This is a genomic window from Collinsella tanakaei YIT 12063, from assembly GCF_000225705.1.
GTDB classification, from domain to species: domain Bacteria; phylum Actinomycetota; class Coriobacteriia; order Coriobacteriales; family Coriobacteriaceae; genus Collinsella; species Collinsella tanakaei.
Map to the genome: position 1 here is coordinate 327,734 of NZ_JH126467.1, position 22,957 is coordinate 350,690.

Annotated in this window: 14 protein-coding genes; 8 read left to right on the forward strand and 6 right to left on the reverse strand. The window is 58.2% G+C overall.

All coding sequences use genetic code 11. The features are described 5' to 3' along the window. Positions 1-2: 2 nt before the first annotated feature. On the reverse strand, positions 3-743 hold the full coding sequence (locus HMPREF9452_RS01605) for an HAD family hydrolase (protein ID WP_009140343.1): 741 nt from the start codon (positions 741-743) through the stop codon (positions 3-5). Positions 744-1,059: 316 nt separating this feature from the next. On the opposite strand from HMPREF9452_RS01605, the gene glgB reads away from it, so the two are divergent. The 7 genes from glgB (at position 1,060) to HMPREF9452_RS01640 (ending at position 14,353) form a co-directional block, all read left to right on the forward strand. Further along, positions 1,060-3,354 carry a 1,4-alpha-glucan branching protein GlgB gene (glgB, locus tag HMPREF9452_RS01610; RefSeq protein WP_009140344.1) on the forward strand — a complete coding sequence of 765 codons (2,295 nt, stop codon included), beginning with the start codon at positions 1,060-1,062 and terminating at the stop codon, positions 3,352-3,354. 102 nt (positions 3,355-3,456) lie between these two features. Beyond that, positions 3,457-5,883: a glycogen/starch/alpha-glucan phosphorylase gene (locus HMPREF9452_RS01615; RefSeq protein WP_009140345.1), complete on the forward strand. Its 2,427-nt coding sequence runs from the start codon at positions 3,457-3,459 to the stop codon at positions 5,881-5,883. Between the two features lie 61 nt (positions 5,884-5,944). After that, positions 5,945-7,093: a glucose-1-phosphate adenylyltransferase gene (locus HMPREF9452_RS01620; protein WP_009140346.1), complete on the forward strand. Its 1,149-nt coding sequence runs from the start codon at positions 5,945-5,947 to the stop codon at positions 7,091-7,093. 4 nt (positions 7,094-7,097) lie between these two features. Continuing rightward, entirely contained in the window at positions 7,098-8,201 is a 1,104-nt protein-coding gene (gene glgD, locus HMPREF9452_RS01625; protein ID WP_009140347.1) for a glucose-1-phosphate adenylyltransferase subunit GlgD, read from the forward strand. A 122-nt stretch (positions 8,202-8,323) separates the two neighbouring features. Beyond that, complete coding sequence (gene glgA / locus HMPREF9452_RS01630; RefSeq protein WP_009140348.1) at positions 8,324-10,513, forward strand: glycogen synthase GlgA; 2,190 nt, start codon at positions 8,324-8,326, stop codon at positions 10,511-10,513. A gap of 183 nt (positions 10,514-10,696) precedes the next feature. Continuing rightward, entirely contained in the window at positions 10,697-14,002 is a 3,306-nt protein-coding gene (locus HMPREF9452_RS01635) for a 4-alpha-glucanotransferase (protein ID WP_009140349.1), read from the forward strand. 108 nt (positions 14,003-14,110) lie between these two features. Then, positions 14,111-14,353 carry an FmdB family zinc ribbon protein gene (locus tag HMPREF9452_RS01640; protein WP_009140350.1) on the forward strand — a complete coding sequence of 81 codons (243 nt, stop codon included), beginning with the start codon at positions 14,111-14,113 and terminating at the stop codon, positions 14,351-14,353. Positions 14,354-14,513: 160 nt separating this feature from the next. On the opposite strand, the gene HMPREF9452_RS01645 is transcribed toward HMPREF9452_RS01640, so the two are convergent. The 5 genes from HMPREF9452_RS01645 to metK are packed head-to-tail and all read right to left on the reverse strand — an operon-like array spanning position 14,514 to position 21,241. Beyond that, a complete protein-coding gene (locus HMPREF9452_RS01645) occupies positions 14,514-15,920 on the reverse strand; it encodes a transcription antitermination factor NusB (RefSeq protein ID WP_009140351.1) in 1,407 nt (468 codons plus the stop codon). Further along, complete coding sequence (gene fmt / locus HMPREF9452_RS01650) at positions 15,920-16,855, reverse strand: methionyl-tRNA formyltransferase (RefSeq protein WP_009140352.1); 936 nt, start codon at positions 16,853-16,855, stop codon at positions 15,920-15,922. Before fmt ends, HMPREF9452_RS01645 begins: the two co-directional genes overlap by 1 nt. Positions 16,856-16,900: 45 nt before the next feature. Beyond that, positions 16,901-17,437, reverse strand: a complete 537-nt coding sequence (gene def, locus HMPREF9452_RS01655) for a peptide deformylase (protein ID WP_009140353.1) — start codon at positions 17,435-17,437, stop codon at positions 16,901-16,903. Positions 17,438-17,452: 15 nt separating this feature from the next. Further along, on the reverse strand, positions 17,453-19,918 hold the full coding sequence (priA, locus tag HMPREF9452_RS01660; RefSeq protein ID WP_147568194.1) for a replication restart helicase PriA: 2,466 nt from the start codon (positions 19,916-19,918) through the stop codon (positions 17,453-17,455). A gap of 33 nt (positions 19,919-19,951) precedes the next feature. Further along, positions 19,952-21,241: a methionine adenosyltransferase gene (metK, locus tag HMPREF9452_RS01665; protein ID WP_009140355.1), complete on the reverse strand. Its 1,290-nt coding sequence runs from the start codon at positions 21,239-21,241 to the stop codon at positions 19,952-19,954. Positions 21,242-21,470: 229 nt separating this feature from the next. On the opposite strand from metK, the gene gltX reads away from it, so the two are divergent. Next, positions 21,471-22,952, forward strand: a complete 1,482-nt coding sequence (gene gltX, locus HMPREF9452_RS01670; protein WP_009140356.1) for a glutamate--tRNA ligase — start codon at positions 21,471-21,473, stop codon at positions 22,950-22,952. The last annotated feature ends 5 nt before the right edge of the window (positions 22,953-22,957 follow it).

The following is a 22,957-nucleotide window of genomic DNA, read 5'->3' on the forward strand; positions in this document are numbered from 1 at the left end:
AATCACATGCCAAACGTTAAAATGCGGTCAAGTAACTCATCGCTGAAATCATCGATAAAGATCTCCGAGTTTTCAATGACGTCGTTTCTGTCGCATCGCCCCGCGGGATCATGGATGCCGACGCGCTTATAGCCTGCAGCCCCGGAGCTCATCAGCCCGAATACAGCATCTTCGAAAACCCACACACTGGATCGCGGAGGAACGGTCTCTCCCGAGTGCTCCATGAGCGTTTTGAGTGACAGGTCGTAGACGTCGGCATGTTTCTTTGAGGCTCCCGCCTCGCCTGTGGTTGTGATATTTGAAAAATACCGCTCAAGACCATTCGCCTCCAGCCCAAGCCTTACAAGATCAGAAGGAGTCGAGGTCGCTATCGACATAGGAATGTCGGCCGCTTTTGCGGCGTCGAGGAATGCGCGGACGTTTTTGCGCGGTGCAATCATTTTCTGGTACCGCTCCTGCAGCATCAAACTCATTTCTTCGAATAAAGCTTTACCGGAACGTCCAATCCCCCACTTTCTATGGTACGCCTCGCATTCCTCCTCCAGAGCGAGGTGTTCAAATTGAGCGAGGTCTTTGGCGGTGACTTGGATTCCGTATCTCCTGAGAAACTCAGGGCCAAGATCGAGCCACATATCCATAGAGTCTAGAATGGTCCCGTCGCAGTCAAAGATAAAAGCCTGCGGCGTACATGAGCCTGAGTTCACGCGGCCCGTCCTTTCATTCGGCAGATAGATAAGCATCATATAGTTAATCCATGTTAGCAAAACAACAGTCTGTATTTATGCAGGTAGCGTCATGAGTACTTAAGGAGAATATATACATTTGTCAAATGCGAATCCAACCTTTTCGTTCACTGATAAAAACCTGCCAATCCCGTGTCTTCCCAGGATTTATCGAACCTTGGAGTGCTACATTAATGTTCGTCACAGGTTCCACATACATGCATGGATATTGTGGGCCGATAGCCATCTATCACTTCTAAAGCATGCCTGTAGAGCCAGCGACAAAAAAGGTACGGGCAAGCGGTTTAATACCGTCGATAGATGGGATGGTTCATCAATGGCACAGAAAGCCTCGCCTGCGGCATCCTCTCCCTGTCTCATGATTACTCCCGACGACATCCATCTTTTCAGCGAAGGCGCTTGGCAGCGCGGCTGGGAGAAGATGGGCGCTCATCCGGATGTGCAGAACGGAGTAGAGGGATGGCGATTCTGCGTTTGGGCTCCCGATGTTACGAGCGTGCACGTAATCGGCGAATTCAATGAGTGGAATCCAGAAGCTCACGCCATGTTCCCTATCGAGAAGAGCGGTCTTTGGCAGTGCTTTGTTGCTGGCGCCGAGAAGGGCCAGCTGTATAAGTATCTAATCGAAACAAAGGATGGCGAGAAGCTATACAAAGCTGATCCTTATGCCTTCTATTCTGAGTGCCCTCCGGGTACGGCGTCCAGACTTTGGACCATCGATGGCTATGCGTGGAAAGATGGCCGCTGGATGAACTCGCGCAAAAAGCGTGACCATATGCATAGTCCGCTTAATATCTATGAGGTTCACCTTGGTTCTTGGAAGCGCCATGGTGACGAGCCTCAGGGCGAACCGCGCGAAGACGGCACCTATCCGGGTCCCGGAGACCCGTTCCCCGCGCAGCGCGGCGAATTCTACAGCTACGATGACCTCTCTGAGGAGCTTGTAGATTACGTCAAAACCATGGGATACACCCACATCGAGGTTATGCCCGTGCTCGAGCACCCCTTCGATGGTTCATGGGGCTATCAGCCCACCGGCTACTTCGCCGCGACCTCGCGATATGGCACCCCCCAGCAGTTCATGCATTTTGTTGAAAGCTGCCATAAAGCTGGAATCGGTGTCATTCTCGACTGGGTTCCGGGGGGATTCTGCGCGGATGCTCAGGGTCTCTCCACATTTAATGGCAAGATGCTCTACGAGCGCGAGATCCATCCCAACTGGGGAACCCACAAATTCGATTTCGGTCGACCTGAGGTTGTCAGCTTCTTGATTTCCAACGCATTGTTCTGGGTCGAATGTTTCCATGCAGACGGCATTCGCATGGATGGCGTATCTAGCATGCTGTACCTAAACTTTGGTGTCGACAATCCTGCCGATAAGAAGTTCAATAAGTACGGGACAGAAGAAGATTTGGATGCATCCGCATTCATCCGTAAGGTCAATACCGTTATAGGTGAGACCCATCCCGACGTTATGATGATTGCAGAGGAATCCACCGCATGGCCCTTGGTCACCTATCCCCCTGCAGACGGTGGTCTAGGATTCCATTTCAAATGGGATATGGGCTGGATGAATGATACGCTGCACTACATGCAGACGGACTTTCCATGGCGTCCCGGTAACCACCGCATGCTGACGTTCTCGATCATGTACTCGTTCAACGAGAACTTCGTACTGCCCTTGTCTCATGACGAGGTCGTTAATGGGAAATGCTCTCTTATCGGTCGAATGCCCGGAGACCAATGGCGTCAGTTCGCCGGCTTGCGTACGCTGGCCCTGTATCAGATGACTCATCCTGGCGCCAAGCTCAACTTCATGGGCAATGAGCTTGGAATGTATATCGAGTGGCGCTATTACGAGGCCCTTCAGTGGTTCCTCGCCAAGGATTTCGAGGCTCATGCCAAGCAACAGTCCTTTATTGAAGCCCTGAATCACTTCTACCTCGATGAACCCGCTATGTGGGAGAATGCCTACGATGCGGACGGATTCGAGTGGATCGACGCCAACAATGACACACAGTCGATTATCTCTTTTGTTCGTCATGGCAAGAAGGAAAAAGACGACCTTGTGGTCATCATCAACTTCGACCCCGCTTCATACGAGACCTTCCGCATGGGAGTCTCACGCGAGGGTGACTGGAAGCTGGTCTTCAATTCCGATAGCCCTGCGTTTGGCGGAAGCGGAGACCTTGGTGTCGACGTCGCAAGCAGCCAACCCGCTGCATGGAACGGCTGCAAAGATTCAATCGAGATAGCTCTGCCCGGTCTTTCCGGCTTGGTATACAAGCGTATTGGCAAATCCAGCTACGTACCCCCTAAGCCTGCCGTCAAGAAGACGGTCCGCACTCGCAAAGCCCCTACGGCCAAGCCTGCTGCCGTCAAGCAAGGGGCGCAAACCAAACCGACGCAAAAGACCCCCGCGACAAGCGCTAAGGATACGGCACCTAAGCCCAAAACTCCGGCAACCCGTGTGGTGAATGAATCCGAAGTCGCTGCGGAGCCAGTATCTCCCAAAGCGCCTGCTGCAAAGCCAAAGGCGGCCTCAAAGTCAGCTACCAAGGCATCGACCAGGGGCGCTAGCGCTCTTAAGTCTAGCCAGAAAGCAAAGTAAGTTCGTTCTATCAATTCGAGTCGGGGCACATGCCTCCAATCTCGCAAGCTGCCCGCACTCGCTGCGTCATTGACATCGCGGAATAGCTTGGGAAAGGAAACAATGGATACTATCTTCAACAGCAAGCAGGAGTTCATCGAGGAGTACCGCGAGGCGGTTCGAGAGCTTTCCGGAAAGAAGTTCGAAATCACCAGCGATATCGATCGCTTCAATGCGCTGGCGGGCCTTATCGCATCCAAAGCTCGCTCCGTATCCGCGCGCACCGATGACCGCTTCAAGAAAGAAGGAAAGAAGCGCGTCTACTACTTCTCCATCGAGTTCCTTATCGGCAGGCTTCTCGATAACTATCTAATCAACTTTGGCATTCGTGACATGGTTGACGAAGCGCTTCGCGAGATGGGTTGCAATTTGGACGACCTCTGCCGCATGGAGCCCGACGCTGCCCTTGGCAACGGTGGTCTTGGCCGCCTTGCAGCCTGCTTCCTTGATTCCATGGCTCATGAGGATATCGCCGGCTATGGTAACGGCATGCGCTATCGTTACGGTCTTTTCAAGCAGGAGATTGTAGACGGCCGTCAGGTCGAAGTCGCCGATGAATGGCTCTCCCGCGGCTATCCGTGGGAGGTTCGCCGCCCGGATAAGGCGGTCCGCATCGGCTTCGGCGGCCATGTCGTCGGTCATACCGAGGGCGATCGCATCTTCTATTCCGTCGAGGGTACAGAGGACGTCTTGGCCGTTCCCTATGACATCCCCGTTGTCGGCTTTGGCGGAAAGACTGTGAACAAGCTTCGCGTTTGGAGCGCCGAGCCCATTGACGAGCATTTCGATCTCGAAGCGTTCAATCGCGGCGAGTACGCTATGGCTGATGCCTCCCGAGCCGATGCAGAAGCGATATCCGCCATCTTGTACCCCAATGACGCCGGCGAGCACGGTCGCCTGCTGCGTCTCAAGCAGGAGTATCTGTTTGTTGCGGCCGGTATCCGTACCGCCCTTGACGTATTCCGCCGCGAGCACGGCGCTAAGTGGGAGCTTCTGCCCGATTACGTTGCCATCCACACCAATGACACGCATCCCGCCATGTGCGGTCCGGAGCTCATGCGCATTCTTATGGATGAGGAAAAGCTCACGTGGGAAGAGGCATGGGACATCGTCACCAAAACGATTTCCTATACCAACCACACCATTCTTCCCGAGGCGCTCGAGAAATGGCCCATCGCTACCTTCAGCAAGCTTCTCCCCCGCATCTACGACATCATCGATGAAATCAACCGCCGCTGGCGCGACTCTTTTGACACTTCCCAGGAAGGTTGGCAGGAGCGCCTGCGGAAGACCTCCGTTCTATGGGACGGCGAGGTCCGTATGGCAAACCTGTCCGTTATCTGCAGCCATTCGGTCAACGGTGTCGCCAAGATTCATACCGACATCCTGAAGCGTTCCGTTCTGAACGATTTCTATGCGCTTACGCCCGAGAAGTTCAATAACAAGACCAACGGCATCACACCGCGTCGTTTTCTCGCGGAGGCAAATCCCTCTTATTCAAAGCTCATCACCGAGGCTATTGGCCCCAAGTGGATGGACGATGCCGATGAGCTTAAAAAACTCGTAGAGTTCGAGAAGGACCCGTCCTTCCTCGTTCGCGTAGGAGATTCTAAGCGTCAGAACAAGGTTCGCCTTGCCCGCTACGTTCGTCGCGAGACCGGCCTGGTAATCGACCCCGATTCCATCTTTGATGTTCAGGTTAAGCGTTTCCATGCCTACAAGCGCCAGCTTATGAACATCATGAAGGTTATGGATCTTTACAATCGTCTGCTCGATGATTCGTCCTTTAGCATCCAGCCCACCACCTTCATCTTCTCCGGTAAAGCCGCTTCCAGCTACACCTTCGCCAAAGAGGTCATCAGGCTCATCAATTCCGTTGCAGACGTCGTCAACAACGACTCTCGCGTCAACGACCTTATGAAAGTCTGCTTCATCCCTAACTTCCGCGTCTCTAACGCCCAGCTCATCTATCCAGCAGCTGAAATCTCTGAGCAAATTTCCACTGCTGGCAAGGAGGCCTCGGGCACTTCGAATATGAAACTGATGATGAACGGTGCGATTACCCTCGGCACTATGGACGGCGCCAATATCGAGATCGCCCAGCTCGCTGGCGAGGAAAATGAAAAGATCTTCGGTCTCACCACGCCCGAGGTGGAGGAACTTCGCGCGAGCGGCAACTACTTCGCATGGGATGTTGTGAACGCAGACCGCGACCGCTTGGGCCGCGTTATGAGCGAGCTCACCGATAATACCTTCGCCGGTCTTTCTGGAAACTTCGATAGCATCCACAATGAGGTCATGTCCAACAACGACTACGACCTAGTTCTTAAGGATTTCCGTTCCTACGTCGATGCATGGGAAGAGCTGACTAGTTCCTATGCTGACACGCGGGACTGGAACCGCCGCGCGCTTCACAACACGGCGATGTCGGGCTGGTTCTCTAGTGATCGCACCATTCGCGAGTATCGCGACGAGATCTGGCACGCGTGATCTAGCGCGCAGGTTCGGGGAAGGAAATATAGGTTCAGCACGTATTGAGAGGAAAGGTTCGATGAGTAAGAAAGAATGCATCGCGATGCTCCTCGCGGGAGGACAGGGCAGCAGGTTGGGGGCGCTCACATCCAAGATAGCTAAGCCTGCAGTCTCCTTTGGCGGAAAGTTCAGGATTATCGATTTCTCGCTTTCCAATTGCGCAAATTCGGGCATCGATACCGTTGGCGTTTTGACGCAGTATCGTCCGTATCTGCTCCATTCCTATGTCGGCTCCGGCGAAGCTTGGGATTTGGACGAGCGCGGCGCGGGCGTTTCCATCTTGCCGCCCTATGCCACCCAGGAAGGCGGCGCTTGGTATGCTGGCACCGCCGACGCGGTCACCCAGAATCTTGATTACATCAAGCTTCATGACCCCAAGTACGTCCTCATCCTTTCCGGTGACCATCTCTATCGTATGGATTACCGCAAGATGTTGAAGACGCACATCGAGAACAATGCCGACCTTACGGTCTCCGTTATGCCCGTGCCCTGGGAAGAGGCGAGCCGCTTCGGTATCATCACTGCAGATGAGAACGATGGGCACATCGTCAAGTTTACCGAGAAGCCCGAGAAGCCGGATTCGAACCTCGCATCTATGGGCATCTACATCTTTAGCGCCGACGTGCTGATCGATGCGCTCGAAGCCGACGTCCTTGACCAGCGTTCCAGCCATGACTTTGGAAACGATATCATCCCGAAGCTGCTCGGCGATGGTAAGCGTCTCTACACCTATGAGTTCAATGGTTTCTGGAAAGACGTGGGCACCATCGCTAGCTTCCATGAGACCTCTATGGATTTGCTCGGACCCAATCCCGAGTTTGATCTGTATGACAAGAGCTTCCCAATCATGAGCAACGTCACCACGCGTCCGCCGCATTACATCGGCCCCGACGGCCGTGTCGAGGACTGCTTGGTATCTAACGGATGCAAGATTTTTGGCACCGCCCGTCATTCCATTCTTTCAACTGATTCAGTGGTCGGCGAGCGCGCTATCGTTGAAGACTCCATCTTGCTGCCCGGCGCCGTCGTTAAGGCAGGAGCTCACGTTGTCCGCGCAATTCTGGGAGAGAACGCGGTTGTTGAGGAAGATGTGAAGCTTGGCAGTGTTGACAGCACGAAGGATACCGCCGTCGTCGGAAACGACGTCGTGATCGGGAAGGGGGAATGAACCGATGATTAACCGTAAGGCCATCGGCTATATCACCGCTAATTACACCTGCAGGGAGCAGAGCGTTCTTCTTGAGGATCGTCCTTTTGCATCGCTGCCTTTTATCGGACGTTATCGCCTCATCGATTTTCCGCTCTCCAACATGATGAACGCGGGCATCAAGACCGTTGGCGTCGTGATGCCCGGAAACTACCGTTCTCTTATAGACCACATCGGCTCCGGTAAAGACTGGATGCTCGACCGCAAGAAGGGCGGCCTGTTCCTGGTCCCCGGCAACCCCTATGGCACGTCTCGCCGCGGCATGCGCTTCTTGCTTCGCGACATCATTTCCAACAAGGTGCTCTTCCAGCGTTCCGACAAGCCCTATGTCGTTATGTGCGGAAGCAACGTAGTGTTCAACATCGATCTCAACCAGATCATTGATGCCCATGCATCCAGCGGGGCCGGCATCACCATGGTCTACTGCAAGGCCGAACGCGCACACGAGGACGTAACTTCCCTCGTTATCGGCGAAGCCGGCCGCGTCCAGTCTGTCAAATCCGGCTGCCAGTTCGGCGACAACAAGTTCCTGGACTGCTTCATCATTGACCGCCAGCTTCTGCTCGAGATCATCGACCAGTACGCCAGCGCCGACTACATGGACTTCTTCGAGGCAATTGCCGGCGACTTTGCTCGCGTCGACGTCTGCAGCTACGAGTTCAAGGGCATGGCAGTTGGCATCTTTGATGAAACCAGCTTCTATAAGCGCAGCATGGAGCTCTTAAATCCGGACGTCGCCGACAAGTTGTTTATGCCCGATCGGCCCATCATGACCAAGGCTCACGACGTGCCGCCCGCAAAGTATGCCGCGACTTGCCATGCGTGCAACTCGCTCATCTCGTCCGGCTGCAACATCAACGGTACGGTGCGCAACTCCATCCTGTCCCGTGGCGTTATCGTCGAGAACGGCGCATCTGTAACCAACAGCATCATCATGCAGGACTGCGTCATCAAGAGCGGTGCGCGCGTCGAGAACGCGATCGTTGACAAGAACAATGTCGTTCCCGCCAACACCGAGCTGCGCGGCACGCCCGAGGCCATCCTTGTTCTTCCCAAGGCGCCACTGTAACGGTTTCGCCTTGAGGCGTGGTATGTAACCAGCGCTTCACATGATGCTGGTATGATTGAATCGCCGTCCAGAACAGACTCTGGGCGGCGATTCTTAAAGGAATCTATTCTTTGGGAGAGAGCATGTCTGACAATCATAGGAAGATGAACGTCGTCTTTGCTTCGGCTGAGGCGGCTCCGTTCGTCAAGACCGGCGGTCTGGGCGACGTTGCGGGCTCCTTGCCCGCCGCGCTGCAAAAGGCCGGCGCAAACGTTATCGTCATGGTCCCGCTCTATGGGACTATCTCCGATGAGTACAAAAACAAGATGGAGCACGTTGCAGAGTTCTACGTCAGCCTTGGCTGGCGCAACGAGTATTGCGGCCTCGAGCGCCTTATCCATAATGACGTGACGTATCTCTTTGTCGACAACAAGCGCTACTTCGATCGCGATTATCCGTATGGATTCTTCGATGATGGCGAGCGCTTTGCATTCTTCTCCAAGGCGATCACCGAGAGCCTGCAGTATTTGCCCGATGGCTTTAGGCCGGACATCTTGCACTGCAACGACTGGCATACCGCTCTCGCACCGGTATTCCTGCGCGAGTTCTACCAGGGCATGCCGCTCTACGAGAACGTCTCAACCATCTTCTCCATCCACAACATCGCCTTCCAGGGCCAGTTCAGCGCTAAGGTGCTCGAGGACATCTGCGGCTTGGCGCACATCCCCGCCGCCGCGTTCCAACTCACCTGCGGCCACGACGCCGTCAACTTCATGCAGGGTGCTTTGAACTACAGCGACGCCATCACCACGGTCTCCCCCACCTACGCCGGCGAGATCCAGACGCCTGCCTACGGCGAGCACCTTGATGGCGTGCTCCGCCGCCGCCGCGAGGCCCTTCAGGGCATCGTCAACGGTATCGACACCGACCACTTCAACCCCGAGACCGACCCCGCGATCGCCCAGAACTTCAGCGTTTCCGATCGCTCCGGCAAGGCCATCTGCAAGGCGAAGCTTCAGGAGGAGCTGGGCCTTACGGTTCGCGACGACCAACCGCTTATGACCATGGTCACGCGCCTCACCCGCCAAAAGGGCATGGACCTTGTCACCTATGCGCTCGACCGCGTCCTGTCTAACGGCGTTCAGGTCGCCGTTCTCGGAACCGGTGATTACGAGTACGAGAACGCGCTTCGCTACTTCGCTTCCAAATACCCCGGCCAGATGGCGGCTCGCATCCAGTTCGATCCCGCCCTGTCCCAGCGCATGTACGCCGGCTCGGATATGTTCTTGATGCCGTCGCTCTTCGAGCCCTGTGGTCTGTCCCAAATGATCGCCATGCGTTACGGTACCCTTCCCGTCGTTCGCGAGACCGGCGGTCTGAAGGATACCGTCATCCCTTACAACTATGAGACTGGTGAGGGCACCGGATTCTCCTTCGCCAACTTCAACGGCGATGAGATGGGCGATGCCGTCTTCCGCGGCGCACGTCTTTTCTGGGATAACCACGACGCATGGAACAACGTTGTCACGCAGGCGATGAACCAGGACTTCAGCTGGACCCGTTCCGCGAGCAAGTATATGGATCTGTATCGCTGGATGCACCCCGAGGTTCCCGTGTGGGTTCCCGAGTTGGAAGAAAAGACCGAGGAGATAGCTGTAGAGCCTAAGACAGAGGAAGCCACTGCCGAACAGCCCAAGGCTGAAGAGGCAAAGGCTCCCGAAGCAGAGGCGCCCGCCGCTAAGCCCGGTCCGGCAAAGAAGGCGGCTCCTCGTAAGACCGCTGCCAAGAAGCCGGCTGCTAAGCCCGCTGCAGAAGCTGTAGAGCCCACTAAGGAAGAGGCCCCTGCAGCAAAGAAGCCCGCGACCAAGGCCGCCAAGTCCGCATCGAAAAAGTGCGCCGCGGCCGCGACCGCAGCAGAAACTCCTGCGAAGCCTGCTACTGCAAAGGCTGCTACTTCCAAGACCACTGCAGCTAAGGCTACGGCGTCGAAGGCCGCTACTACAACGAAGGCGGCAACTAAGGCGACCGCCGCTAAGTCCACGGCGGCAAAAACCACTGCGACCAAGGCTGCAACTGCCACCAAGACCGCTGCTGCCAAGACCATCGCAGCCAAGCCTGCTGCAGAAGAGACAGCGCCCGCAGTAAAGCCTTCCGCTAAGGCAGGGATGAAGGCCGAAGAGCCCAAGGCTCCTTCCTCGTCCGTAAAGACCGCTGCCGCAGCGACCAAAGCTGCCGCCAAACCCGAGCCCCAGTCCGCAGCTACGCCCGCGGCTGAGAAGAAGCCTGCTGCAAAGACGGTTTCCTCCGCCCGTAAAACTCAAAAGCGCCGTTAAGACCTGCTGAACCGTCTTAACGCGCAGGGCCCCGTTCTCATCGCATCGGTGGGAACGGGGCCGTTTTCATGTTTCGATATTTGGTCTCGTCCACATAGATTGCATATAATAGTAACGCTGAGATTCTCATGAACCTGGCATTCGCGCTGGATAGTACCCGTAAATGCGCAAGGAGTCACGTATATGAACATTCGACACAACAGCCGTTTGGCAGAGTACCGCTCCCCCTTTGGCGCCGTCGTCATCGGAACCACCGTGGAGCTTTCCATTCGCGTGGACGATATCGATCCCAAAGCGGTTACCGCCAAAACCCGCATTTGGGTGGACGGAGTCGGTGAGACCATAATCGATATGGATCACAAGGGCGATGGTTGTTTCAGCGCTTCAATTGAGTGCGACAAACCCCAGCTTAAGTGGTACAGCTTTATAGTTTCCACGCAAGATGGCTATACCTGCCACGTGGGAGCGCCCGTGGGCGTAACGGGCGGAGAGGCGGTCACCTACGACTACGCCGATGTCCCCTCATTTCAAATTACCGTCTACAAGCACCGTGCAACCAGGCCGGCTTGGTATGAAAAGGGCATGGTTTACCAGATCTTTCCCGATAGGTACCGCCGTGATGCCAATTGGCGCGAGCGCGCTGTAAAAGAGGTTGAAAAGCCCCGCAAGGGTCCTGGAAAGAAGATCGTCTGGGATTGGAATACCCCGCCTGTCTACGATAGGGCTACCGATAATTCGATCCAGAATTGGGATTTCTACGGAGGCTCGCTTGAGGGAATCCGCGAGGATCTTCCCCGTTTGCACGAGATGGGCATCACCGCCATCTACCTCAACCCCATATTTAAAGCTCTGAGCAACCACCGCTATGACACCGGCGATTACCTCACCATCGACCCCATGCTTGGCACGGAGGACGATTTCAAGGCGCTGGCAAAAGACGCCAAAGAGCTGGGAATAAGCTTGATCCTCGACGGTGTATTCAATCATACGGGCGATGACTCGCTTTATTTCAACCGCTACGGCAACTATCCAACGGAAGGTGCCTGGCAAAGCGAAGACTCCCCCTGGCGCGACGCCTACCACTTTAAGGAGGACGGTAGCTATGCCTCTTGGTGGGGCATCGGCAACATGCCCGCGCTTAATGAGGACTCCCCGCTTGTTCGCGATCTTATCTTGGGCGAGGACGGCGTGATTCGCAAGTGGATCCGCGCCGGCGCGAGCGGTTGGCGACTGGACGTCGCGGACGAGCTTTCAGATGAATTCATTCGCGATATTAAAACGGCGCTGCTCAAGGAGCGTCCCGACGGTCTGCTTCTAGGCGAGGTATGGGAAGACGCCTCGAACAAAATTAGCTACAGCAAGCTTCGAACCTACCTGCAGGGCGACGAGCTCGATTCCGCGATGAACTACCCCTTCCGTGACATGATGCTCAACTTCCTGCTCGATAAGGAGACCGCGTACCAGGCTGCCGAGCGCATCGAATCGATTAGGGAGAACTATCCGCCCGAGGCCCTGATGTGCGCCCTCAACCTGCTGGGCAGCCATGATAAACCGCGCGTCGCCTCTGTGCTGGGCGACGGTCCGGATGAGTCGCAGATTCCCGAGAGCGAACGCGGTCGCTTTAGGTTGGACGAGAACTCCATGGGCCGCGCCAAGGGCCGTTTTTGGCTTGCCACGCTGATGCAGATGACGCTGCCCGGCGTCCCTTCGATCTATTACGGCGATGAGTTCGCGCTCGAGGGCCTCTCTGACCCCGGCAACCGCCGCACACTTCCTGAAGAGGACGACATCCACGACCGTGACATGCTAACCATGATCAGGAACGCCTCGGGCCTGCGCAAAACGCTTCCGTTCCTTATCGACGGCACGCTGCAGGCGCGCGCTCTGAACGACGACGTGTTGTGCTTCAAGCGCCGCAGCGCCGATGGCCAGGTCGCCACCATCTTAATCAACCGCAGCCTGTCGAATACGCGCGTTGTTCGCGTTCCGGTTGAAAACGACATGGCAATCGACCTGCTGAACGGCAACAATCTAGTTCGCGCGGCAGACGGTTGCGCCGAGGTCAAGCTTTGGCCCTTGGGATCCTCGGTCATCTACGCGAACAAGCAGCAGCGCCTGCAAAAAGACATGGAGCCCGGTGCGGGCGTTATCTGCCATATCACGTCCCTCCCCAACACCAAGGGAGAGCCCGGCACCCTGGGCGCCCCCGCGCGTCGCTTCATCGACCATCTCGCCGAGATGGGCATGAGATACTGGCAGGTACTTCCCGTCAACCCCACCGATAGTTTTGGGTCCCCCTATGCCGGACCGTCCGCATTCGCGGGCAACGAGTCGCTTTTGGAAGAGAGCGCGAGCGAGATGAGGCAGGCGTTCTCGCAATTCAAGAAGGCCGGCGGCTTCAAGAGCGCCTCTTACCTGGAATTTGCGCGCGAAAACGAGCAATGGCTCGACTCCTATTGCGCCTTTATGGCGGTCAAAGAGTTCCACGCCGGCGCTTCTCGTCATAAGTGGCCCAAGATTTTGCAGCGCTACACCGTTGGTATCCTCTCCGATGAGACATTCTCGCCCAGCGCTGAATACCATGCATACGCCCAATATCGCTTTGATCGCGAATGGAAGGAGATGCTGGAGTACGCCCATAGCCGCGGCATCCAGATCATCGGAGACATCCCCATGTACGTCTCCGATGATTCGGCAGATGCGTGGTCGGAGCCCAGCATGTTCTCCCTGGGAAAGGACGGTATGCCCTACGAGATCGCTGGCGTTCCGCCCGATCGCTTCTCTGCAACCGGCCAGGTTTGGGGCAACCCCACGTACAACTGGGACAGCATGAAGAAGGATGGATACGTTTGGTGGATGGCGCGCCTGCGCCGCTCCTTCAAGCTGTATGACCGCGTGCGTCTGGATCACTTCTTGGGTTTCCAAAACTACTTTGGTATTCCCGCGGGCAAGACGGGTGCGGACGGGCGCTGGCTCAACGGCCCGGGCTTCGACTTCTTCCGGCGCGCGTATGAGGAATTTGGTCCCCTGCCGTTTATCGCGGAGGACCTGGGCTTGCTTACCCCCGCCGTTCGCGCACTGGTCGCTTCGTGCGGCTTCCCCGGTATGGACGTTCTCGAGTTCGCCGATAACGATGTTCGCCAGGAGATCTGCCCCCATCTGGACAAGATCCTGTACATCTCAACCCATGACACGTCTACGCTCACGGGTTTTGTGGGCCGCGCATTCTGCTCGGACAACGACAAGCAAGGCGCCAAGTACCTTGCGGGTGAGATCCTCACACGTTCGCTCAGAAGCCCCGCGCGCGTGGTCATGATGCAGTTGCAAGACTGCATGTTCCTGGATGATGACGCCCGTATGAACAAGCCTGGTATTGCTGAGGGTAACTGGGGTTGGCAGGCCGATGAGACGCAGCTCAACGCGTCTTGCAGCAAGATGGCGACGCTGCTCGTGGAATCGGGACGCTTTCACGACGCTAGCGAGCAATAATCGTCCCGCGCCTCCCGTAATTGGGTAAAGTATCAACCGTAAACGTGAGGCGCCCGCCATGTTCAAAATGACATGGCGGGCGATTTATGAGAAGCAGAAGGATTTGAAATGGCACGCTACGACTATCGCTGCGGCAGCTGCGGACACGTATTCGAGGTAGAGCACGGCATGCAGGAGCATCCCGCCGTCGTTTGCCCCCAGTGCGGACAGCCTGCGGATAAGGTGTTCTCTGCCAGCGGAATCAAGTTCGAGGGCAGTGGATTCTACAACACGGACATGCGAGGCGGATCGTCTAGCACCAGCGCTACCACCGGTTCGTGTGGATGCGCCGACTGCCCACACGCCAACTAGGTAACCAACAATTATTCGGTAGCCAACTACTCGGCCAATAGCGCCTAAGAAGGCATACGGCCCCGCCGACGGCTTATATGACCGTGGCGGGGCCGTTCTTTTTGGACGAGAATCACGTGGGTAAGAGGCGAGTGGAGCGTTTTCAAGCGCTGCTCAAGGGCTAAGCGCGAACAAGGCGTGCGCAGAAATGGCCGTCCGGTTTACCCGGAGCAGGATGGCTCGCATAGCATCCGATCTCATTCTCGGAATCCCTAATGGTTGTAGACGCTTGAGCAAACGCCGGCAGATCGAAGATGTCAGAGCTGCTAACCGGGGCGAGCGTGAACTGGGACCCTAAAGGCGAAAATAAAAACCGCTGGACAACGGCCATGTTCTCGTCATATATGATAGAGCACGTCGCGTAATAGAGCTCTCCCGCGGAAGCGACCCTCGAGGCGGCAGCGCACAGCAAGTCGAACTGCAATGCAGGCAACTCGCGCACTATATCTTGTTTCGCGAGGCGCCAGGGAATCTCCGGATGACGCCTCATGGTTCCCGTACCAGAGCACGGCGCATCGAGAAGAACGGTGTCGAACATCACGTGCGCGCCCGTCTCGCCATCGATTTCGTTAAGAACGGCATCGAGGTCGCGAGCATCGCCGTGCGCAAAGCGTGCCGGCGGTAAACCGGCGTCGATAAGCCTAGCGGCATTCATGTGGCATTTCTCTTGGTAGAGATCGACCGCCACGTGGTCGCGGTTCCATCCAGCCCTATATGCCTGGCAAGCCATGATGAACGTCTTGGTTCCTCGTCCAGAGCCAATCTCAAGGCAGGATCCGGGACGCGTCGCAGATGTAGCGATAAGCTGGGCGCTTGCATCGCTGGCGACCGCCTTGTAGGCGCCTAGCGCACCGGAGCGGATATAAGCAGCGGAATCCACGGGTTCGATGCAACCGGGAAGAGAGCCCTTCCCCACGCCGTCGCCTTGGGCGCAATCTCCCGTAAGCGGATTGAGGTGGAAGGTGACGGGCGCGGGCGTGAGCTCAGACGCGAAGACGTCGCGGGCGGCATCTTGCCCTAAGGAGTCCTCAATGATCCTTGCAAGCCATACGGGCGTGCCCGACGTGCGAGCAAGCGAGACGATGCGCGCATGAACCGGATCGACCCCTTCCGCCTCACGGAAAGAGGATCGATTTGATGCGGCGCGGTGGAGCACCGCGTTGGCAAGGCCCGCGGCGCCGCGAGATTGAGAGCGCGCAAGTTCAACACCCTGGCTAACGGCTACGTTTGCGGGGGCGTCAAGATAGAGCAGCTCAAAGAGCGCTATGCGCAGCGCGCAGCGAACGCGGGGGCTGAAGCGGGTTTTAGGATCGCTACACTGCTGAAGGAAATCGTCCAGGCACCCGGACGTTGCGGTAACGCCCAGTACAAGGCGCCGCGTTAAACCCGCATCGCGCTCGTCCAGATTTTTAAGAGAGGTATTAGCATTCAGCACATCGCGTGCGAACGCATCGCGCCGCCCAACGTCGAGAAGGATGTCGAGCGCTAGACGGCGGGCGGGAGACAAGGTTGTGGCGTGGTCGCTCATCAGGAAATCGAATCCCAGCTAGCATCTTGCCCGCGCAGGCCGGCGGACCAGGAACGTGCATCCATAAGGCGCTTGCCATCGGGCTTGACGGACAGGACCTCGAACGCGCCGTCCGCGCAGCCGGCGAAAACGCGGCCACCGTGAACCGATAGAACGCCTTGCTGGACGGATGGCGCCGCACCATCAGCCATATCGATGAGAGAGGCGCCTACAATGCGGGCGCCCTTGCCGGCAAACTCGCAGCGCGCGGGTGCGGTATCAGAAGACGCAAGCACGCGGCGCACGTTATCGAGGGCGGATGCAGCCGGGTCGAGCTTGAGCTCGGCTTTGGAGATCTTCGCCGCATGCGTTACCAGCGCCTCGTCCTGAACGGCCCAGACAACCTCATGGGAAGCGAGTCTGGGCAACGTGTCGACAAGTAGGTCTCCGCCAAGCTTGGCGAGCTCTTGCGTAAGCTGGTCGGCATTTTTACCGGGAACCGAGCAGGTGGCCTGCGCGCAATAGTCGCCGGTGTCGACGCCGTGGCCAATGCGCATGATGGAGACGCCCGTGACGTCGTCACCCTCTAGGATGCAGCGCTGGATGGGCGCCGCACCGCGCCAGCGCGGCAACAGCGACGCGTGGACGTTGACGCAGCCCAAAGGCGCGATCGTGAGCACTTCATCGGGAAGGATGCAACCATATGCGGCGACGCAGAACACGTCGGCCTCCGCATCGCGAAGGGCCTTGAGCACGTCTGCATCGATGCGGGTTGCCTCGAGTACGGGGAGCCCCAGTTCATGGGCGGCAACCTTGACGGGAGACGGCTCGAGCTTCTTGCCGCGCGAACGGACGGCATCGGGCCTGGTAAGCACCAGGGCGACGTCGTGCTCTTGAGCAAGGCGTGTAAGAGATGGCACGGCAAACGCCGGCGTACCCATGAAAACTACGCGCATAGGTGGTTCCAATCTTTTGGTTCCAATCTTTGGACGATGAGGGAGCTACTCGGTGTCGCCGGGCTTGGCGCCGCGGTCCAGCGCTTCTTGATAGGCCCTTAGCGCATGCACCCGCTGCATGGGAGAGAGGCGCTCGAACATAGTCATGCCATGGAGGTGGTCGATCTCATGCTGCAGGCATACGCACATCAAGTCGCCGGAGGCCTCGTAGCGCATAAGGTCGCCATCAAGGTTGTACGCCTCTACAACAACATGATCTGGGCGCTTGATCTCGCAGTTGATACCGGGAATAGACAGACAGCCCTCGTTATAGGGCACCAGGTTGTCGGACTGTTCGACGATAACGGGGTTGATGAGGATGTAGGGGTCGTAATCTGACTCGTCCGAATAATCGGTATCGACGATGGCGAGCTGAATGAGCTCACCCACCTGGGGCGCCGCAAGGCCACAGCCGCCGTTCTCGAACATGTCGTCTTTCATCTTCTCAACAAGGTGCTCGATCTCGGGCGTAATCTCCTCGATGGGCGCGCACTCCTGGCGAAGACGGGGGTCGGGTGAAAGGACGATGCCGTTAAGCTTCATCACGCTCTCCTTTTGCTACATCAAATCGTAGGCGTCGACGTCGACGCTGACGTTAATACCTGGCTGGGGCCCAATCTGCGACAACGCGCCGTCGATGGCCTCTGAAACATGGTACCCCACAGGGGACTTTACAACAAAGTGGAACCTATAGCGGTCTTTCGCCCGCTCAAGCACACAAGGAGTAGGCCCTAGAACGATAGGGGCTGCCGTTGGGTCGCCGGCAAGCGACCACGCCTGGTCCGTCCCTCGCAGGGAATCGAAGCACTGGCGCACCGCCGCGGCGAGCTTGTCAATATACCGCTTTGTCGCAGCCTGATTTGTCCCCCACACCAACACGTTGGTTAGGCGAACGTACGGAGGATAGAAGGCCTCTTGGCGCTGGGCGAGGTCATGCGCGGTGAAGATCGAGCGATCATGGGTGGCGACCGCGCGGATTACGGGATCGTGCGGCAAATAGGTTTGGATAACCACCTCGCCCGCAGACGCTCCCCTGCCAGCTCGTCCCGCAACCTGCTCGAGCAAGTCATAGGCGCGCTCCTGGGCGCGGAAGTCCGGCATCTTGAGGGCGTAGTCCGCATTGATAACGCCAACCAGCGTGACTTCGGGAAAGTCCAGACCCTTGGCGATCATCTGGGTACCCACCAACACGGCGCACTCCGATGCGTCGAACGCCTCGAGCAGCTCTTTGTGCGCGTCCTTGCCCTTGGTGGAGTCCGCGTCCATGCGAATGATGTCCACATGTGCGGGCATGATCTGGCGTAAGGCGTCTTCAACCTGCTGCGTGCCCAGCCCCATCTTCGCGAGATATCTGCTGCCGCATTGGGGACAGGCCGAGCCGGGCGCGGGATACGGGTTGATGTGGTAGACGGCGCCGCACGTATGGCACTCAAGCGCGTGCGTGCGCTCATGATAGGTTAGAGACGTGGAACAGTGCTTGCAGGTGGGCACGCATCCGCACTCGCGGCACAGCAAAAACGGCGCGAACCCTCGCCTATTATGAAGCAGCACGGCTTTCTCGCGGCGCTCGGCGACCCTTATAAGGCCATCGTAGAGCGGTTTGGAGAAAATGGAGCGGCTGCCCGCCGCGAATTCGCGGCGCAGGTCGGATATAACTACTCTTGGAAGCACGGACGAGCCGGGACGTTCCGGCATCTCGACACGGGTCCACCTCTGCCCCAGATGCTCGCCCGCCGCAACGCGGGCAAGCGCCTCTGCGGAAGGAGTCGCCGAGCCGAGCACCAGCGGAAAGCCTCCGAGCTTAGCCATGAACGCGGCGACGTCCCTGGCGTGATAGCGAGGGGACGAGCCCTGCTTGTATGATTGTTCGTGCTCCTCGTCGATAACGATGAGGCCCAAATCCCTTAAGGGGCAAAACAGCGCGGAGCGAGCCCCAACGACCACGCGGGCCGCGCCGCTTTTCACCATATCCCATTGGTCCAGGCGCTCGCCGGCGGACAAGCGCGAGTGGAACACCGCGACCAGACCACCAAAACGAGAGCGAAACCTGCCGACGGTCTGAGCGGTAAGCGAGATCTCCGGAACCAGGACGCACGCCGTCTTCCCCTGTTTGAGGACGCGCTCGATGGCTGAAAGATAGACCTCCGTCTTACCGGATCCGGTAACGCCGTCGATCAAGATGACGTCACCGCGCCCCGCTTGCAGACAAGAATAGATTTCCTGAAGCGCGCGCTGCTGCCCGTCGGTAAGCGTTTTTGGTGCAGCGACGCGGGCGGAGGAGAGCGTGGTCTCATCGCCCAGGCCACGCCACGCGCGTCGCTCGTCCACCCTTACCACGCCCTTTTTTGAGAGCGTGCGAATGGTAGAGGACATATCCGTATACAGGAGATTGAGCTCCCTTGTGCTGACGGGGCCGCAGGAGAGCGCCTCGATCAGTTGGCGCTGGCGGTGCGCATTCGCGGGCGGGGCGTAATCCGCGCCCTCCGGCGTGATGGACACCACGCGTTCGCTGACGGCGTGCACGGCGGGCTCTTTGAGGCGATAGGTGCCATCGTCCGCTTTGTCAAGGCGCGGCGTGCCGCCTGGAGGAAGAAAGAGCCGTAGGCACTCGGAGAGCGCAGCGACGTACTCGCGGCTCATCCAAAAAGAAACTGAAGCAAACAGCTCGCTGCATGAGGAGGGGGCGAGAAGATCTCGAATGGGTTTTACCTTGGATGGGTCAAGATCGGCGGCGGCGGGAAGCTCGCTGAGGATGGGCGACAAGGCGACGACGTAGCCCATAACCATGCGGCGTCCAAAGGAGACGAGGACAACAGACCCCTCATCGATATCGTCCGCATAAGCCGCCTCGACACCGTAAGCAAAGGGGTCGGAAAGCGCCCTGGAAGGAATGTCGATGACCACGGAGGCGTAGAGCGGATACGACGTACCGGCGGGACCCGTGGGCGCCTGGATTTCCGTAAGAGGGGTTTTGCCCGCAGATGAGGAAACGCCCGCGGTGGCGGGCGCTCCAAATAAACTCATCTGTTCTACATCACGGTGCACCATACGGCTATTTTACATGCCGCAGGCCGCGCGAAGCTGGGCAACGCGGTCGGTGCACTCCCACGTGAAGTCGGCGTCCTCGCGACCAAAGTGGCCGTAGGCTGCCGTCTTCTCATAGATGGGGCGACGCAGGTCGAGATCGCGAATGATGGCGCCCGGGCGCAGGTCGAAGACGGTGGTCACGGCGCGCTCGATGACGGATTCGTCCACATGCGCGGTGCCGAACGTATCGACCATGATCGACAGCGGATGAGCGACGCCAATGGCATACGCCAGCTCGACCTCGCATCGGTCCGCCAACCCGGCTGCTACCACGTTTTTGGCAACCCAGCGCGCCGCGTACGCCGCAGAGCGGTCGACCTTGGTGCAGTCCTTGCCGGAGAACGCGCCGCCGCCGTGGCGACCATAGCCGCCGTAGGTGTCGACGATGATCTTGCGGCCGGTGAGGCCGGTGTCTCCCATGGGGCCGCCAACTACAAATCGACCCGTGGGGTTGACGTAGAGCTCGGCGTTATCCCAATCGATGCCAGCCGCATGCATAACGGGCGCGATGACATGCGTCTTGAGGTCTCCCTTGATAAAGTCCATGGACTCGATCTCGGGCGCGTGCTGTGTAGAGATAACGATGGTCTCGACCGCGACGGGCTTGCCGTCCTCATAGCGCACGGTGACCTGCGTCTTTCCGTCTGGACGAAGATAGGGCAGCGTGCCGTCGTGGCGAACAGAGGCCAAACGCTCCGCAAGCCTGCTGGCGAGATAGTGGGGCATGGGCATCAAGGTGGGCGTCTCATTGGAGGCGTAGCCAAACATCATGCCCTGGTCGCCGGCGCCGATCAGGTCGAGGGGGTCGGTGGTGCGTCCAGCCTGCGCATCGTAGCTCTCGTCCACGCCCTGCGCGATATCGGGGCTCTGCTCGTGGATCATATTGATGACGCCGCAGGTCTCGCAGTCAAAACCAAACTTAGCTCGGTCGTAACCAATGCGGCGAACAACGTCGCGGGCGATCTGCTGCACGTCGACGTAGGCCTGGGTGCGGATCTCGCCGGAGACGATGATGGAGCCGGTGGTGACCAACGTCTCGCACGCGCAGCGCACGTTATCGACGTTAGCAGGCACGCCGCTGGGGGAAATGTAGCCCTGCGACTGCAGGGTCGCCTCCTTTTCGAGGATCGCATCGAGGATGGCGTCGGAGATTTGGTCGGCGATCTTGTCCGGATGCCCCTCGGTCACCGATTCAGAGGTGAATACAAAGGATCGACTAACGGTAGCGTGTTCCTGGGTGGAACGATTGAAATCTGGCATATAACCTGCCCCTTTCGAAAAAACAGCCGGGGGCCGTTACCATTCCCCCGGTCAATGCCCGCACATTATACAACTAGGATGGGATGTAGAATGTATCTTCCACAACTGTCCAATATCGACTCACATCTTGTGCGCAGTTGGCACTCGAGCCGTACCAACGCAGTCGTTTAACCCTTGACTGCTCTATAATGCGTGTGGCAACAAACACCAACAAATATTGGGAGCTTACATGACTTCTAGCGTTCGAGTCCGCTTCGCGCCCTCCCCTACGGGCAAGCTGCATATCGGCGGCGCCCGCACGGCTATTTACAACTGGGCATTCGCCCGCGCGAACGGCGGCACCTTCATCCTACGCATCGATGACACGGACCCCACCCGCTCCACGGACGAAAACACCCAGATCATCCTGCGCGCCATGCGTTGGCTGGGCCTTGATTGGGACGAGGGCCCCGAGGTGGGCGGCGACTTTGGACCGTACGCCCAAACCGAGCGACTCGATATGTATAAAGAGGCCGCTCAGAAGCTGTGGGACGCCGGCCGTGCCTACCCCTGCTTCTGCACCACCGAGCAGCTGGCAGCGGATCGCGCCGCAGCACAGGCCCGCAAGGACCCGTTCCAGGGCTACCAGCGCCGCTGCCGCGACCTTTCCCGCGAGGAGGCCCAGGCCCGCATCGACACCGGCGAGCCCTACGTCCTGCGCATCAAGGTTCCCGCCGACCGCGGCGACGTGGTGATCCATGACGCGGTCCACGGCGACGTGGTCTTCGATGCCAAGGAGCTCGATGACTTTGTCATCTTCCGCTCCGACGGTACGCCAACGTATAACTTCGCGACCGTTGTAGACGATGCCATGATGGGCATCACCCACGTCATCCGCGGTGACGACCATCTTTCCAACACCCCCCGTCAGGTCATGGTGTACGAAGCGCTAGAGGCGCCCGTTCCCACCTTTGCCCACATATCCATGATCTTGGGCGCAGACGGCAAGAAGCTCTCAAAGCGCCACGGCGCCACGTCCGTAGAAGAGTATCGCGACGCCGGCTACCTGTCCGATGCCTTTGTGAACTACCTCGCGCTTCTGGGCTGGTCGCTCGACGGCGAGACCACCGTCATCCCCCGCGACGTCCTGGCGTCCCAGTTCTCGCTCGATCGCATCTCCAAGAACCCCGCGACCTTCGACCCCAAGAAACTCGACTGGATGAACGCGGAGTACATCAACGCGATGAGCGACGCCAATTTCGCCGACCAGATCATGCTGCCCCAGCTGCATGAGGCCGGCCTGATCGATGACGGCTTCGAGGCGGACGAGGCATGGGTCGACGCCCTGGCAGCCATCGTCAAGCCGCGCACCAAGATGCCTGCGGACGCCGCGGTTGTCGCGGCTCCGGTGTTCGCAACCGCTCAAACGCTTGAGTATGACGAGAAGTCCGTTGCCAAGGGCCTTGCCAAGGATGGCATGGGTGCCGTTCTCGACGCCGCGCGCGAAGCGCTCGATGCCGTCGCGGGCGACGCGTGGACTCCCGAGGCGATCGACGGCGCGCTGGAGCCCCTTCCCGATGCGCTCGATGCAAAGAAGCGCATCGTATTCCAGGCCGTTCGCGTAGCCGTGTGCGGCAACATGGTGTCTCCCCCGCTTGGCGAGACCATGGCCCTGGTGGGCAAGGACGATTGCCTGGCAAGGATCGACCGCGCCCGCGCGCTCGCGCTGTAGACGCA